The 13,209-nt window shown below is 55.1% G+C and carries 14 protein-coding genes; 11 read left to right on the top strand and 3 right to left on the bottom strand.

Annotation, left to right across the window (positions count from 1 at the left end; all coding sequences use genetic code 11):
• Nucleotides 1–16: 16 nt before the first annotated feature.
• Together ACFO5Q_RS08335 and ACFO5Q_RS08330 are read right to left on the bottom strand one after the other, a co-directional pair.
• Entirely contained in the window at nucleotides 17–1,609 is a 1,593-nt protein-coding gene (locus tag ACFO5Q_RS08335; protein ID WP_068152230.1) for a hypothetical protein, read from the bottom strand.
• 133 nt (nucleotides 1,610–1,742) lie between these two features.
• Nucleotides 1,743–2,486, bottom strand: coding sequence for a methyltransferase family protein (locus ACFO5Q_RS08330; protein WP_068152233.1), 744 nt, complete (start codon nucleotides 2,484–2,486; stop codon nucleotides 1,743–1,745).
• Between the two features lie 174 nt (nucleotides 2,487–2,660).
• Between ACFO5Q_RS08330 and ACFO5Q_RS08325 the strand changes: the two genes are divergently transcribed.
• The 6 genes from ACFO5Q_RS08325 (at nucleotide 2,661) to ACFO5Q_RS08300 (ending at nucleotide 9,309) form a co-directional block, all read left to right on the top strand.
• The gene (locus tag ACFO5Q_RS08325) at nucleotides 2,661–3,302 is read left to right on the top strand and encodes a hypothetical protein (protein WP_156432061.1); all 642 of its coding nucleotides are present in this window, start codon (nucleotides 2,661–2,663) and stop codon (nucleotides 3,300–3,302) included.
• Nucleotides 3,303–3,309: 7 nt separating this feature from the next.
• Entirely contained in the window at nucleotides 3,310–4,068 is a 759-nt protein-coding gene (locus ACFO5Q_RS08320; protein WP_068152240.1) for a class I SAM-dependent methyltransferase, read from the top strand.
• A 58-nt stretch (nucleotides 4,069–4,126) separates the two neighbouring features.
• Entirely contained in the window at nucleotides 4,127–5,317 is a 1,191-nt protein-coding gene (locus tag ACFO5Q_RS08315; RefSeq protein WP_068152243.1) for a TraB/GumN family protein, read from the top strand.
• Between the two features lie 142 nt (nucleotides 5,318–5,459).
• On the top strand, nucleotides 5,460–5,747 hold the full coding sequence (groES, locus tag ACFO5Q_RS08310) for a co-chaperone GroES (protein ID WP_068152246.1): 288 nt from the start codon (nucleotides 5,460–5,462) through the stop codon (nucleotides 5,745–5,747).
• A gap of 63 nt (nucleotides 5,748–5,810) precedes the next feature.
• Nucleotides 5,811–7,457 (top strand): chaperonin GroEL, encoded by a 1,647-nt coding sequence (groL, locus tag ACFO5Q_RS08305; RefSeq protein ID WP_068152247.1) that lies wholly within the window; start codon nucleotides 5,811–5,813, stop codon nucleotides 7,455–7,457.
• Nucleotides 7,458–8,025: 568 nt separating this feature from the next.
• Entirely contained in the window at nucleotides 8,026–9,309 is a 1,284-nt protein-coding gene (locus ACFO5Q_RS08300; protein WP_068152253.1) for an OprO/OprP family phosphate-selective porin, read from the top strand.
• Between the two features lie 89 nt (nucleotides 9,310–9,398).
• On the opposite strand, the gene ACFO5Q_RS08295 is transcribed toward ACFO5Q_RS08300, so the two are convergent.
• On the bottom strand, nucleotides 9,399–9,557 hold the full coding sequence (locus ACFO5Q_RS08295; protein WP_074519490.1) for a YqaE/Pmp3 family membrane protein: 159 nt from the start codon (nucleotides 9,555–9,557) through the stop codon (nucleotides 9,399–9,401).
• A gap of 271 nt (nucleotides 9,558–9,828) precedes the next feature.
• Here ACFO5Q_RS08295 and ACFO5Q_RS08290 point away from each other — a divergent pair, with 271 nt between their 5' ends.
• The 5 genes from ACFO5Q_RS08290 (at nucleotide 9,829) to ACFO5Q_RS08270 (ending at nucleotide 13,169) form a co-directional block, all read left to right on the top strand.
• Nucleotides 9,829–10,386, top strand: a complete 558-nt coding sequence (locus ACFO5Q_RS08290; protein WP_068152264.1) for a GNAT family N-acetyltransferase — start codon at nucleotides 9,829–9,831, stop codon at nucleotides 10,384–10,386.
• Between the two features lie 81 nt (nucleotides 10,387–10,467).
• Entirely contained in the window at nucleotides 10,468–11,040 is a 573-nt protein-coding gene (locus ACFO5Q_RS08285; RefSeq protein ID WP_068152266.1) for a DUF1285 domain-containing protein, read from the top strand.
• Nucleotides 11,037–11,660, top strand: coding sequence for a CoA pyrophosphatase (locus ACFO5Q_RS08280; RefSeq protein WP_068152269.1), 624 nt, complete (start codon nucleotides 11,037–11,039; stop codon nucleotides 11,658–11,660). The genes ACFO5Q_RS08285 and ACFO5Q_RS08280 overlap by 4 nt, the downstream gene beginning before the upstream one ends.
• Nucleotides 11,657–12,016, top strand: coding sequence for a hypothetical protein (locus ACFO5Q_RS08275; protein WP_068152272.1), 360 nt, complete (start codon nucleotides 11,657–11,659; stop codon nucleotides 12,014–12,016). Before ACFO5Q_RS08280 ends, ACFO5Q_RS08275 begins: the two co-directional genes overlap by 4 nt.
• A complete protein-coding gene (locus ACFO5Q_RS08270) occupies nucleotides 11,997–13,169 on the top strand; it encodes a CCA tRNA nucleotidyltransferase (RefSeq protein WP_197421301.1) in 1,173 nt (390 codons plus the stop codon). The genes ACFO5Q_RS08275 and ACFO5Q_RS08270 overlap by 20 nt, the downstream gene beginning before the upstream one ends.
• Nucleotides 13,170–13,209: the final 40 nt, after the last annotated feature.

The following is a 13,209-nucleotide window of genomic DNA, read 5'->3' as shown; positions in this document are numbered from 1 at the left end:
CTCTTCGGAAAGATGCTTATTCGCTGGCAGGTGTGCCTGTGGGCTCTGCCGTTGCCATTTCCATGCCGAACACAGTGTGCCAGGTCTGCGGCGTGATGCCGGAGAGAGCCTCTTCCGTCATGGGGACGAGCGAACGCACGCTGACCCGCATCGGCTGTGAATCGGGCGCCATGAAGGCCTGGATGACCTCAGCAAGGTTCTCTGGTGCGCCTTCTCCCAATAGGGGGCCTGCCTGGGCGATTGCCATCATGGAAAACTGCTCGCGCAGCTGATCTTCCGGCATGCCGGAAAGCACAGAATATACCTTGAGACCGCGGGGTAGCAGGCCCTGGTCTTCAACACCAAGCGAGACGGAAACACCGTCATAGTATCCAGTGTAGACGCTAAGTGCTTCGGCTATCTGCGCGAATGGGTCCTGCTGCGGCGGTATCCCTTCCTCAGCCGCACGGAAGGTCTGTTCCATCTGATCCCTTTGGTAGGCGATCAGTTTTTCCGACATCTGAGCCGGCTTGAGGCCTGCTACAGAGCTTTCGCTTTCCAGGCTGATCAGCTTGTCCAGCTTGAGATCCATCTGGCTTGTAACATTGCCTGTGGTGTCGTCAAACTGGGTGCTGGAGGCCATGTCCAGACGAATGGTGTCCAAATCTGCCAGTGTCAGGATCTGCATTGCCTGAGGGGAGGTGTTCTGTACACCCTTCAGCTCAAAGGCGTCGATCTTCATCGTGCCGCCCAGAACGAAATCGGCCGGACGAACCAGGTCTTTCACCGACATTTCCTTTATCGATATGGCCATGCCCTGCATCGGTATGTCGAAGTTGAAACCCTCCAGGATGAAGCTGTCGATACCCATATAGTTGATGGATGTCTTGGCAAGCGAGAGCGCAGCAGCTTCGATAAGGGCGTCATCGGCGCCTTCTTCAGATTCCTCGGCCTTGCTCATGGCAACCATGTCGGTGATCCAGCCAATGTCGAGGCCATTGATCTGATACCGGTCGATTGCGATTGACGCTTGGTTCGAGACATCTACCACGAAGTTATCGATCAGCAAGTTGTCGACGCGCGTCTGGTCGTTATTGGTGGCGACGTGGGCGGTGTCCAGCGATATCAACACTTTCTGGGTTGGATTTTGGGGCGGTGACCCTTCCATATTCAAGCCACGAACGTCAATAAGGGTGAGGGGCCAGTTAGTGAGCTTTTCTTCCTTGAAGTCGTCTATGATGCCCACAAGGTCTTCGCCCCGAACTTCCATACTGTCCAGTGAGATTTTTCCCTGCGGCGTATCCATTTTAGCAGCAGTGACCCGAAAACCATCAATCGTTGCTGTACCTGAAAATGGGGAAAAACCGATATCCAGCTCAACCTTTTCGGTGCTGGTTGTGGCATCCGGATTGTCATGATCCTTGGTGGTGATCCCCTCAACGATGGCTGTGCCAGACAGCAGATCGACTTTCAGGCTTTGATATGTAAGGTCTGCCTTCAGGTCAGGATTGCTGATGAAGCTGTCAATTTGTGCCTGAACCTGGGTTTCGAAGCTGTTTGAAAGATAAAAATAGCCGCCAACTGCGGCGGCGGCGACCACGGCTGTGGTCACGACGGCTGTGCGTCCCATCTATAATACCCCCGAGAGATTTAATTTAATATAAGGCACCATATGAACTTGTCGGGGGTACGTAAACCTATGATTTATTCGGGTTCGCGTTTTTGGGGCAGCGACAGGCATCGCCGCCCCAGACCCGATATTATCAGCGCAGGCGCGGCAGCAGGCCGCCAACGCGCTTCTTATAGTCGCGGTACGTGTCGCCAAATTCTGCGATCAGGTCCCGTTCCTCATAATAAAGGCCAATAAGGATATAGACAATCATACCCAAGGCCAGCGTGGCCCGCCCCACTGTCATGTCCGGTGTGGCAAGCATAGCAATAAGTACGCCGGTCTGGATCGGGTGGCGCACCACCTTGTAGAACATGGGCGTGACGAATTCTTTCGCGCCCGCGTCCGGGTCATGCGGCTTGAAGCTCTGCTGCAGGCCGAACAGATGGTTGTGGTTCAGCATATAGGTTGCCGCCAGCGTGAAGGCCCAGCCGAAATAGAAAATGCCGGTGATCACCATGCGCGCGGTCTCGCCTTCAACGTGCCAGATGCTGCCGGTCATGGGCTGCCAATATTGAACCATCACCAGGATGACGACGGCTGTCATCAGCACATAGGTGCTGCGCTCCGCCGCTTGCGGCAAAAGCGCGACCAGGCGGCTTTTGAAGCTCTGGCGGGCCATAACCGTATGCTGCAGGCCAAACAGGGCAATAAGCCCGATATTTACCAGAAGCGGCATGGGCATGGGGCCTGTGTTGGCGTGGTCGATGCCCAGACTTGCATAATCCGGTAGCAATATGCCGATATGGTTGTTTGCAAATAGAATGAACAGCACAAGGCTGGCGACGCCGAGGACATAGCAGATCAGTCCATAGGCCATGATAAGTATACGTGACATGTTTAAGTTCCCCTTAGGAAGTGCTCCACTGGTTGCTCAAAACTGTCTTCCATATTTCCCCACCCCCGACTGTGCCCTAAATCACAGTAGCAGGCGAGAAAATTCTCAGCAGGGCTTTTAACGCGCCCTTCGAACACTTAGGTCTATTGGTACGGAAAATAGATGGGGGCCAGCGTGAAAACTTTCCTGAAGATTGCCGCGACTTTATTCCTGCTGTTCGCAGCCGTGGTCGCGTACGGTGTTTATGAGCTGTGGCCAGAACCCTATAAGCCGACCTACACAGTGGAACTGCCGATGCTGAATGGCGTGCCGGGCGTGGTGCTGGCCGTGGATGACCCCAAAAGTGAATTCGCCAAAAGCCTTTTCCGTGGCCCAGATGAAGTTCGGTTTCGTGGTAATCCAATTGATGGCTTTTGGCGGCCAAGCGAACCAGAGCTGGCCGAGTTTGAAGCAACTTTGAATTCCTATGTGTGGCAGCATCCCCCCTCGGATGCCATAGACGCACCTCACTTTATTCGTCCTATCCTTTGCTCCAATAACGAAGCGGATCAATTGAATGACCTTCTGACGAATAGCTTTCGGCAATATGTAGGCTTTTATGCTGACGGGCAGCGCTACCTGCAGGTCATTGCTGTTCCGCGCGCGACGGTGGAAAGTCTGGCACCGAACATCCCAAAAGAGGAATTGGAATGGAGACAATTTGGAACTGCTGATGCTGGTCCGACTTCCATTGCTGTCTACTATAGTTTCGATACTGGCCAGATTATCGAGTTGTTTTATGATGAATTTTTTGGTGGGGTTTCGCCCTACTGTTAGGTGAAGTATGACCACAAACGATTTCTATGACCCGATGGCGCCCTTTTATCACCTCGTGCATGGTGATTGGGAGGCCTCGATCGCGCGCCAGTCCGCGGCGCTCGACCAGATTATCAAGGATATCTGGGGTGGGGCAGGGACGGTTCTTGATGTCACGTGCGGTATCGGTACCCAGGCGCTGGGGCTTGCTGAGCTTGGCTATGACGTTACCGCAAGTGACCTGTCCGCGGATTCGGTGGCGCGCGCGAAGGCGGAAGCGGACAAGCGCGGGCTGAAGATCGATTTCAGCGTGGCGGACATGACCCGCGTGCATGAGATCCACCAGAATGCCTTCGATGTGGTGTTGTCCGCCGATAACGCGGTGACGCATCTGCTTTCCGAAGAGGCCATTCTTGGGGCGCTCAAGTCATTCTACGTGGCGGCCAAGCCTGGCGGGGGGTGCCTGGTTTCCATGCGCGATTATGACGCCGTTGACCGCGGCGGGGTGCAGCTGAAGCCCTTCGGTGTGCGCGATGTGGACGGTGTCCGATGGAGCGTCTATCAGGTGTGGGACTGGCGCGACGGCAATGACGTCTATGATTTTGCCATGTATTTCACGGCGGACGACGGGGCATCGGAGCTCAAAACCCACGTGATGCGCTCGGCCTTCTATGCGCTCAGGCCCGCCCGCATGGTGGACCTGTTCCATGAGGCCGGCTTCCAGGATGTGCGGCGCATCGACGATGTTTTCTTCCAGCCGGTTATTATTGGCACGAAACCTATATAGGTTGCCCTTGATAATCCCCTGGTAGTAATGTTGCGAGGCAATTGACGGTGGGGGTTCTATGAAACGCTTAGCCATTTTGGGCATGCTGTGTGTAAGCATGGGCGCGGCTGCCGAGGCAATCAATCATTATCAGGCAGTTTCGGGAAAGGCCTATGGCAGCTACTTCGATCAAATAGCAGCTTCGGCAGAACTGGGAAGTCGGGCGACCCAGCAGGCAGGGTGGTTATACGGCTTTGTGGGGCGATCAGACCTGATCCCGACACTGGGCGAAAGTTATATTGCACCTTCCCTTCAGCAATGTGAAGCGCCTCAAGATGCAATGGAAGTCGCCGACCCTCTAGGCGCAGTCCTTGATGCAAGTACAAACCACAGGGTGCTGCTGTTGAACGAGAGCCATACCCACAAACAGGCGCGATTGTTCCTTTATAACAATCTGGAGCGGTTATGGGCCGCGGGCTATCGCCATATTGGATTCGAGGCCCTTGGAAAGGCGCCTGTTAGCAGTATCGCTGACCTTGATGCCGGGGACGTGTCCCAAGGTTACTATCTGAATGACCCGCTATTCCGCGGCGCTGTCCGCAAGGCCTTGGCGCTGGGCTTCAAGGTGTTTCCATACGAATTTCGTGGCCCATACCCGGAAAGCGACGAGCCAGGCGCGCATGTGAAGGTGCGGGAGCATGGGCAGGCCCAGAATATCGCGGCCTATCTTCAAGAGCACGCTGGCGACGACAAAATTCTTATCTGGGCAGGCTACCGGCACATCGCCAAAAGCTGGAATGAGGAAGCTCCGAATTGGAACTGGATGGCCGCGCGCCTTGAGCATGAGTTCGGCATCAAGGGCTATTCAGTTGACCTGACAGCTTGCCAGTATGAAGGGCCGTCGCATGGCTCGGCGCGGCTCTACCGGAAAGATGGTCAATTTCTTGCCCTAGGGGCGCCGGGAACCCAGTGGGGTGTTGACGGGCAGTTCCATTTGCCAAGCCAGAAAGAGATAAAGCCTGGCTATTATCGGGCTGCCCTTGGACAGCCGGTTATGGTACCATCGTCGCTCCGCGAATCGTCTGCCTTTATGTATGTTGAGGCCTTCCGTGAGGGCCAGCCGCAAACGGGCTTTTCCTATGATTCGATCATGCTCAGGGATGGTGAGGACTTGCCCCTTTATCTGCCAGCCGGGGACTATGTTCTGGTGGCCTATGACAAGAATGGCCAAAGGCTTGGTGATCAAGCGGTTTCGGTTGCTGCCCAATAAGCCAAAAAAAATCACAAAAAATCTTCAGACTCCTCTTGAACCGTACCCGGCGCAGGCATACATAGGGACACGCAGTTAGCACTCCCTAGGGGTGAGTGCTAACAAACCCTAATTTTACGGTTTATCATTTAGGAGACAAACCATGGCACTTCGTCCGCTGCACGACCGCGTACTGGTCAAGCGTCTTGAAAGCGAAGCGAAAACAGCTGGCGGCATTATCCTGCCAGACACCGCACAAGAAAAACCATCCGAAGGTGAAGTGATCGCTGTTGGCGCTGGCGCCAAAGCTGAAGACGGCAAAGTGATCGCGCTCGACGTTAAAGTTGGCGACAAGATCCTGTTCGGCAAATGGTCCGGCACTGAAGTCAAGGTTGACGGTGTTGACCTGCTGATCATGCAGGAAAAAGACATCATGGGCATCATCGAGTAATCCACTCGGCTGACCCGTCTCGATTAGTTACATATAATCACACGAAATACAGGAGCCCAAATCATGGCTGCTAAAGAAGTTAAACTTCAGGAAGACGCGCGCAAGAAGATCCTCGCTGGTGTGGACACGCTTGCAAACGCTGTAAAAGTAACGCTCGGCCCTAAAGGTCGTAATGTTGTTCTCGACAAATCCTTCGGTGCACCACGCATCACCAAAGACGGTGTATCTGTTGCCAAAGAAATCGAGCTTAAGGACAAGTTCGAAAACATGGGCGCACAGATGGTGAAGGAAGTAGCTTCCCGCACCAACGACGTGGCCGGTGACGGCACAACCACTGCAACAGTTCTGGCACAAGCCATCGTTCGCGAAGGCATGAAGTCTGTTGCGGCTGGCATGAACCCGATGGACCTGAAGCGCGGTATCGATCTCGCGACCACCAAGGTTATCGAAGGCCTGAAAGCCCGCACCAAAGACGTGACCACCACTGAAGAGATCGAGCAAGTTGGTACGATCTCCGCTAACGGTGAAGTTCAGGTTGGTAAAGACATCGCCGCTGCGATGGAAAAAGTTGGCAAAGAAGGCGTGATCACTGTTGAGGAAGCCAAAGGCCTCGAGAGCGAGCTGGATGTTGTTGAAGGTATGCAGTTCGACCGCGGTTACCTGTCTCCTTACTTCATCACCAACGCCGAGAAGATGACCGTGGACCTTGAAAACCCACTGATCCTTCTGCACGAGAAGAAGCTGACGAACCTGCAGCCAATGCTGCCGCTTCTGGAAGCTGTTGTACAAAGCGGCAAGCCACTCCTGATCATTGCTGAAGACATCGAAGGCGAAGCGCTGGCGACCCTCGTTGTGAACAAGCTGCGCGGTGGCCTGAAGATCGCTGCTGTTAAGGCGCCTGGCTTCGGTGATCGCCGTAAAGCCATGCTGGAAGACATCGCAATCCTGACCGGTGGCCAAGTGATCTCCGAAGATCTGGGCATCAAGCTTGAAAATGTCGGCATCGATATGCTCGGTACCGCGAAGCGCGTGAACATTACCAAAGAAGACACCACCATCGTTGACGGTGTTGGCTCCGAGGACGATATCAAAGCCCGCGTTGAGCAGATCAAAGCTCAAATCGAAGTTACCACTTCCGATTACGACAAAGAGAAGCTCCAGGAGCGTCTTGCCAAGCTCAGCGGCGGTGTTGCTGTGATCAAGGTTGGCGGTGCCACTGAAACTGAAGTGAAAGAGCGTAAAGACCGCGTTGATGACGCCCTTCACGCAACTCGCGCTGCTGTTGAAGAAGGCGTTGTTGCCGGTGGCGGTACTGCGCTTCTTTACGCGACCAAGTCTCTTGAGGGCCTGGAAGGCGCAAACGACGACCAGAACAAAGGTATCGACATCATCCGTCGTGCCCTGCAGGCTCCGGTTCGTCAGATCGCTGCTAACGCAGGTGTTGACGGCGCTGTTGTTGCCGGCAAGCTACTTGAGCAAGACGACGTAAACTTCGGCTTCGACGCACAGAACGAAGTATACTGTGACCTGGTTGCCAAAGGCATCATCGACCCAACGAAGGTTGTTCGTACTGCGCTGCAGGACGCTGCTTCCATCGCTGGCCTGATGATCACAACCGAAGCCATGGTTTCCGAAATCCCAGAGGACAAGCCAGCCATGCCTGGTGGCGGTATGCCTGACATGGGCGGCATGGGCGGCATGGGCTTCTAAACCAGCCAACCAGCTACAAACTCAGTTACGAGTATCAAAACCCCCGGTGCGAAAGCGCCGGGGGTTTTCTATACAAATGGCCATGCGGTTGTTTGAGCCGGAGTGACGGCCTGCTGTGTATCTCCTGCCACCGGCAGGAACTTAGCTTGTCCATGGGTGCTTAGGGCGTGAGGTCAAAGTGCTGTGGAGCAAGCTGGAATGGGTAGGCACAGCTGTAGTCAACTGATTCCATTCTCGAGGTCACGGGCTGTCATTTGCATGACATCAAACGGGAACAATTGAGTCGCAAAGGCAGAATAGCTGTCACATTTCACCAACTCGGTAGTGTTGATATTTCGATCAATATACACAAAGCCTAATTAAAACAATGACTTAATGCTCATGTCAATTTTGTGTCACAGACTGTAATAAAATCGCAATATATTTGGCAGTATATGCGCACGTCACGAACGACAGGAGCCCGCATGGCTGTAACAAGCGTATGCAAGAAAAATAAGGCTTCGCGTTCTGGGACGAATAAAAGGCCGCAGTTGGGTGCGCGCCAAAAAAGATATGATAGGAAAATATGATGCTCAAAGGGAAACGTATCGCTGGCCTGATGGCCGCGACGGCCTTGGCCACGGCGATGTCCGCGCCTGTCGAAGCGCAATCCATTGAAGAGTTGAAAGCTCAGCTTGAGGCTCTTGCCAAGCGCATTGAAGAACTTGAGAAGAAGCAGGAAAAGGCGCCGAAGATCAAGAAGGCCGATCCGGCTTTCAGTCTTGCAAGCGACGATGGCCTGTTTGAATTCAATATCCGTGGCCGTGTACTGGCAGACTTTGGTTGGTCTTCCGACAGCGACGGCAGCATGGACAAGGATACCAGCGAGCTCCGCGCTTCGCGTATTGGCGTTGAAGGCAAAGCCTGGAAAGACGTGAAATACAAGTTCGAAGCCGACTTCGCTGGTAACGACGTTGAAGTCAAAGACGCCTACATGCAGTTCAAGACTGGCATGGGCAGCTGGACTTTCGGTCAGTTCAAAACGCCGAACTCGCTCGAGGAGATGGAATCGTCCCTGAATACGAACTTTGTTGAACGCGCGGCCTTCACCGACGCTTTCGCACTGGCGCGTATGATCGGTATCGGTTACGGCAATGGCGGCGACAACTGGACGTTCAATGCTGGTATTTACCGTGGCAGCAACGATGGTTCCGTTGATAACGAAGGTCAGGTGTTCGCGGCTCGCGCCACTTATGGCGACGCGTTCGATGGCGGTAACTGGATGCTCGGCGCGTCTGTTCGTTTCCGCGATGTTGGCGGCGACGGTGATCTGCTGCGCTACCGCCAGAAAGCTTACTTGCACACGGCTGACCGCCTTCTGGCGACAAGCCGCATTGCTGAAAAAGACAGCTTCTACGGCCTTGAAGGCGCACTCTCCTATGGTTCGCTGAACCTGACGGGTGAGTGGGCTGGCCTGACCGCGCAAAATGGCGGTGCTGGTGGCCGTGATGCCTTCTTCTATGGCGGTTATGTTGAAGCTGGCTGGTTCATCACAGGTGAAACCAAGACACTCAATCTGAAAAAAGCTGTCTGGAACCGTCCGAACATCAAGAATCCAGTTCACACTGGTGGCATTGGTGCATGGCAGGTTGCGGCGCGCTTTGACCGTGTTGACCTGACTGGCGACGGCGTCTATGGCGGCGAGCAGGACACTTATACCCTGGGTGTGAACTGGTACCTGAACCGTCACACGCGCTTCCTGGCCAACTATGCCCACGTCTCGATCGACAAGGCATTCGACGTTTCGGCCAACGGTGCCGACGGTAAAAATTCGGCTGATACGCTGGGCCTGCGCTTCCAGGTTGACTGGTAAGCCTTTTAATTCACCGTATGACTGGACTTCGGCGGCGGGCAGTGTCCCGCCGCTTTTTTTATGTCTGGTTTTGTTTTGGCGCCAAAGGGTCAGCGCTTGGCAATAATATAGACCGCGTGGATGATGCCGGGCAGGTAGCCACACAGGGTCAGGATAATGTTGATCCAGAAATGCTTGCCAAGCCCTTCCTGAAGAAAGACGCCAAGCGGTGGCAGAAGAATGGCGATAATGATGCGGATCAGGTCCATATGATGCTCCCTTGCTGGTTTAGAAAATTCAGCATACAGTGCATTTGACAGAATATTCTGCAGAAAAAGCTTGCCTAACAGAATAATTTGTTGTTTATGCGCATTTCTACTGCAACATATGTTCCGTATTTCGGACATAAAAGGATCATGTAAGGCATGGTAAAGACCACCCATATCAGACGGCATTGCCGAATGCGACGACGCTAAGCTTCTGGACTAAAAGCGTTATTTGTTCATTGGTGCTGTCTGCACCAGGATATGGGAAAAGCCGATGATCACAATTGATCGGGAACGGCCCTTCGATAAAGCAGCGATCGAGAAGCTGCTGGATGTGGCCTTTGGACCTGACCGGTTCAACAAATCTTCATACAGCCTTCGGGAAAACAACCAGCCGGTTGCCGGCCTGTCTTATGTCGCACGCAAGGCGGACAAGATTGTAGGCACCGTGCGCTACTGGCCGATCGAAGTGCGCGATCTTTTGGGCGGCAAGCCGGTGGAGGCTCTGCTTCTTGGGCCGCTCGCCGTTTCGCCTTCGGTACAGGGGCAGGGTGTCGGCGCCCAGCTGATGCACAAGTCCATGGCATCTGCAAACGGTGCCGGCCATGACCGGATTCTGCTTGTGGGCGACTATGCCTACTACCAGCGGTTCGGGTTTGAGCCAGTGCTGCCGCGGTACATTACGCTGCCGGGCGGCAAGGATGCACGGCGTCTTCTGGTGCGCCAGCCCGCGACGACCACGTCACTGCCATCGGTCGGTAAAATTGTTGTGCCGATGCCCGAGCCTGTGCTCGTACCGGTGGCTGGCGCCCTGCTGTCGGATGTTGCCTGAGGCACTCCAAAGCATATCTTTCTCACGCTGGAGCTTTTCTTTGCGCCACTATCTCCCATATAGTGGTGCAAGGAGGCCCGAATGACAGCAAATACCGATACCGGCTTGAAACTGGAAGATATTTTGAAACAACTGGAGGGCCAGAAGCGCCCGCCGGTCGAGAAATGGAACCCTGATTTCTGCGGTGATATCGACATGCGGATCGCCGCCGATGGTACCTGGTACTATATGGGCACCCCGATCACGCGTGAGCGCATGGTCAAGCTGTTCGCTACCGTTCTCAGGAAAGATGAAGACGGCAAGACATATCTGGTGACCCCGGTTGAAAAGATCGGCATCACCGTTGATGATGCGCCTTTTGTGGCTGTGCATATGGACCGGATTGAAGATGGCAGCCGCGTCGCCTTCAAATTCACCACCAATGTCGGCGACGAAGTGATCGCGGGGCCTGATCACCCGATCCGTGTAGAGGTGAATGAAAAGACCGGCGAGCCGCGACCTTATGTTCACGTTCGTGGCCGCCTTGAGGCGCTGATCGCGCGGCCCGTCTTTTATGAACTGGTGGAGCACGCGGAACTGAAAGGCGACAGGCTGCAGCTGACCAGCATGGGCGAACGGTTCAGCCTTGGCAGTGTGGAGGCCGGTGACGCATGAGGAATTGGCTTGCCGATGCGCTCAGTGAAGGCAACCCAGCGGCCCGTGGGCGCCGCAGCGACTATGACCTTAACCGAGACGCCAAGCTTCTGGAACAAAAGGGCAAGCCGGTGCGGGATGCCGCCGTGCTGGTGCCCGTAGTGAACCACCCGGGTGAGCCTACCATCCTGCTGACCAAGCGTACCGATCACCTGACCAAACATGCCGGGCAAGTGAGCTTCCCTGGCGGCAAGGTGGACGAGACCGACGCAGATGCCGTGGCAGCTGCCCTTCGCGAGGCGCATGAGGAAGTCGGCCTTGAACCACACCACGTTGAGGTGTGCGGGTTTCTGGACACATACCGTACAGGCACGGGGTTCGAGATTGTACCCGTGGTGGGGCTGGTGCGCCCGGGTTTTGAGCTGACACTTCAACAGGAGGAAGTTCAGGCCGCGTTCGAGGTGCCGCTGTCCTTTTTGCTGGACCGGGGGAACCATAAGCTTGAAAGTGCTGTCTGGCAGGGCATCCGGCGTGAATATTATGCCATGCCTTATGGGGACTATTTTATTTGGGGGGCCACGGCCGCTATGCTCGTTAATCTTTGTGATGTGATGGAAGCCGTGCGGGAGACTGCGACATGATTGCTGCAATTTTGCGGATAGTACTGCTGCTGTTGCCTCTTGTTGTCTTGTTGCTTTGGCTGCGATACCGCATGCGCACCAATCGCACAGAGGGCGAGCTGGAGCAGGAACGGGCAATGCTTCGCAAGGTGGTGATCACGTTGCTCATTGTCGGCGCCGCAGCCGGTATAGCCTTGAAGTTTGCCGACACCAACACAGGCGATGCCCGCACCAAATATATTCCGCCGCATACAGAAAATGGCCAGGTTGTGCCGGGCCGGTTCGTGCCTGTGGATGAAGCGGCGGATGAACCTGAGACAGCACACAAGGAAACCAATCCGGAAAGTGACGAGCCGCGTGAGCAAGATCCAAGCTAACTGGCTGAACTCCCCTTTCATTCAGGAAATCGCCGCCATTCTTGGGCCTGCCGATGTGCGGTTCGTCGGCGGTGCCGTGCGGGACACGCTTGTGGGGCGCACTATCAAGGATATTGATGCAGCGACCCGTTGGCTTCCGGAACAAGTATCGGAAAAGCTGCGCGATGCTGGCATCAAGGTGATTCCCACAGGAATAGATCATGGCACCGTCACCGCCGTCAGGGGCGCTGAAGTGATTGAAATCACGACGCTCAGGCGTGATGTGGCAACAGACGGCCGCCGCGCCACAGTCGCCTTTACAGACGACTGGCTGGAGGACGCCAAGCGCCGCGATTTTACCATGAATGCTATCTATATGGCGGTGGACGGCACGCTCTATGACCCGTTTGGGGGCGCAGAGGATGCCAAGGCTGGTCATGTGCGGTTCATTGGCGACGCGGCTGAGCGAATCCGCGAAGACGCGCTCCGTATCCTGCGCTTTTTCCGTTTTCATGCCCATTATGGCCGTGGCGCCCTGGACACGGATGGGCTAGCGGCGGTCGCTGCCAATGTCGTCATGCTTGAGCACCTGTCGGTTGAGCGCATCAGGGATGAGCTGTGCAAACTTCTGGCGGCACCTGATCCACGCCCGTGCCTGATGGCCATGACGGACGCCGATATCTGGTCGCACACGCCGGTGGTGGATATCGACATCAATGGTCTGGGCCGTATCATGGCGGCAGAGAAAGCATTGGGGCTAGACGCCGATATTCTTATGCGGCTTGTGGGACTTGTGGGCTCTCGTGCGGTCTCTGTGGGCAGGCTTCTCAAGATGTCCAACAGGGAAAGCAAGATACTGAAAGCCTTCAGCGCAGGTTTCACCGGCAGCCTGCCTGCGAACAGCAAGGCGATGCGGGTTTTTCTTTACCAGCATGGCCGCGACGCGGGGCAGGGGGCTGTGATGGCACATCCTGCATGTTGGGGTAGTGAACTGGCTGAAACGGCCTTGCGCTGGAGCATTCCTGAAATGCCGGTGCGTGGGCGAGACCTGATTGCTCGGGGCATGAATCCGGGGCCCGCTATTTCCGAAGTCCTGAGGCAACTGGAAGACATTTGGATCGACAGCGATTTCAGCCTGACGCCTGATCAGTTGCTGGAAACATTGTCAGCATAAGCCGTGCATAAAAAGAAGGGGCCTCGCGGGCCCCATCTTC

Source organism: Kordiimonas lipolytica, assembly GCF_042651265.1.
Taxonomy (GTDB): Bacteria; Pseudomonadota; Alphaproteobacteria; order Sphingomonadales; family Kordiimonadaceae; genus Kordiimonas; species Kordiimonas lipolytica.
Note: the sequence above shows the minus strand (reverse complement) of the source record. Positions and strands in the feature narration are given on the sequence as shown.

What these genes read in the sequence shown, in the direction of transcription:
- ACFO5Q_RS08335 (WP_068152230.1), bottom strand. Translation starts at nt 1,609, where the DNA reads ATGGGACGCACAGCCGTCGTGACCACAGCCGTGGTCGCCGCCGCCGCA.
- ACFO5Q_RS08330 (WP_068152233.1), bottom strand. Translation starts at nt 2,486, where the DNA reads ATGTCACGTATACTTATCATGGCCTATGGACTGATCTGCTATGTCCTC.
- ACFO5Q_RS08320 (WP_068152240.1), top strand. Translation starts at nt 3,310, where the DNA reads ATGACCACAAACGATTTCTATGACCCGATGGCGCCCTTTTATCACCTC.
- ACFO5Q_RS08315 (WP_068152243.1), top strand. Translation starts at nt 4,127, where the DNA reads ATGAAACGCTTAGCCATTTTGGGCATGCTGTGTGTAAGCATGGGCGCG.
- groES (WP_068152246.1), top strand. Translation starts at nt 5,460, where the DNA reads ATGGCACTTCGTCCGCTGCACGACCGCGTACTGGTCAAGCGTCTTGAA.
- groL (WP_068152247.1), top strand. Translation starts at nt 5,811, where the DNA reads ATGGCTGCTAAAGAAGTTAAACTTCAGGAAGACGCGCGCAAGAAGATC.
- ACFO5Q_RS08300 (WP_068152253.1), top strand. Translation starts at nt 8,026, where the DNA reads ATGCTCAAAGGGAAACGTATCGCTGGCCTGATGGCCGCGACGGCCTTG.
- ACFO5Q_RS08295 (WP_074519490.1), bottom strand. Translation starts at nt 9,557, where the DNA reads ATGGACCTGATCCGCATCATTATCGCCATTCTTCTGCCACCGCTTGGC.
- ACFO5Q_RS08290 (WP_068152264.1), top strand. Translation starts at nt 9,829, where the DNA reads ATGATCACAATTGATCGGGAACGGCCCTTCGATAAAGCAGCGATCGAG.
- ACFO5Q_RS08285 (WP_068152266.1), top strand. Translation starts at nt 10,468, where the DNA reads ATGACAGCAAATACCGATACCGGCTTGAAACTGGAAGATATTTTGAAA.
- ACFO5Q_RS08280 (WP_068152269.1), top strand. Translation starts at nt 11,037, where the DNA reads ATGAGGAATTGGCTTGCCGATGCGCTCAGTGAAGGCAACCCAGCGGCC.
- ACFO5Q_RS08275 (WP_068152272.1), top strand. Translation starts at nt 11,657, where the DNA reads ATGATTGCTGCAATTTTGCGGATAGTACTGCTGCTGTTGCCTCTTGTT.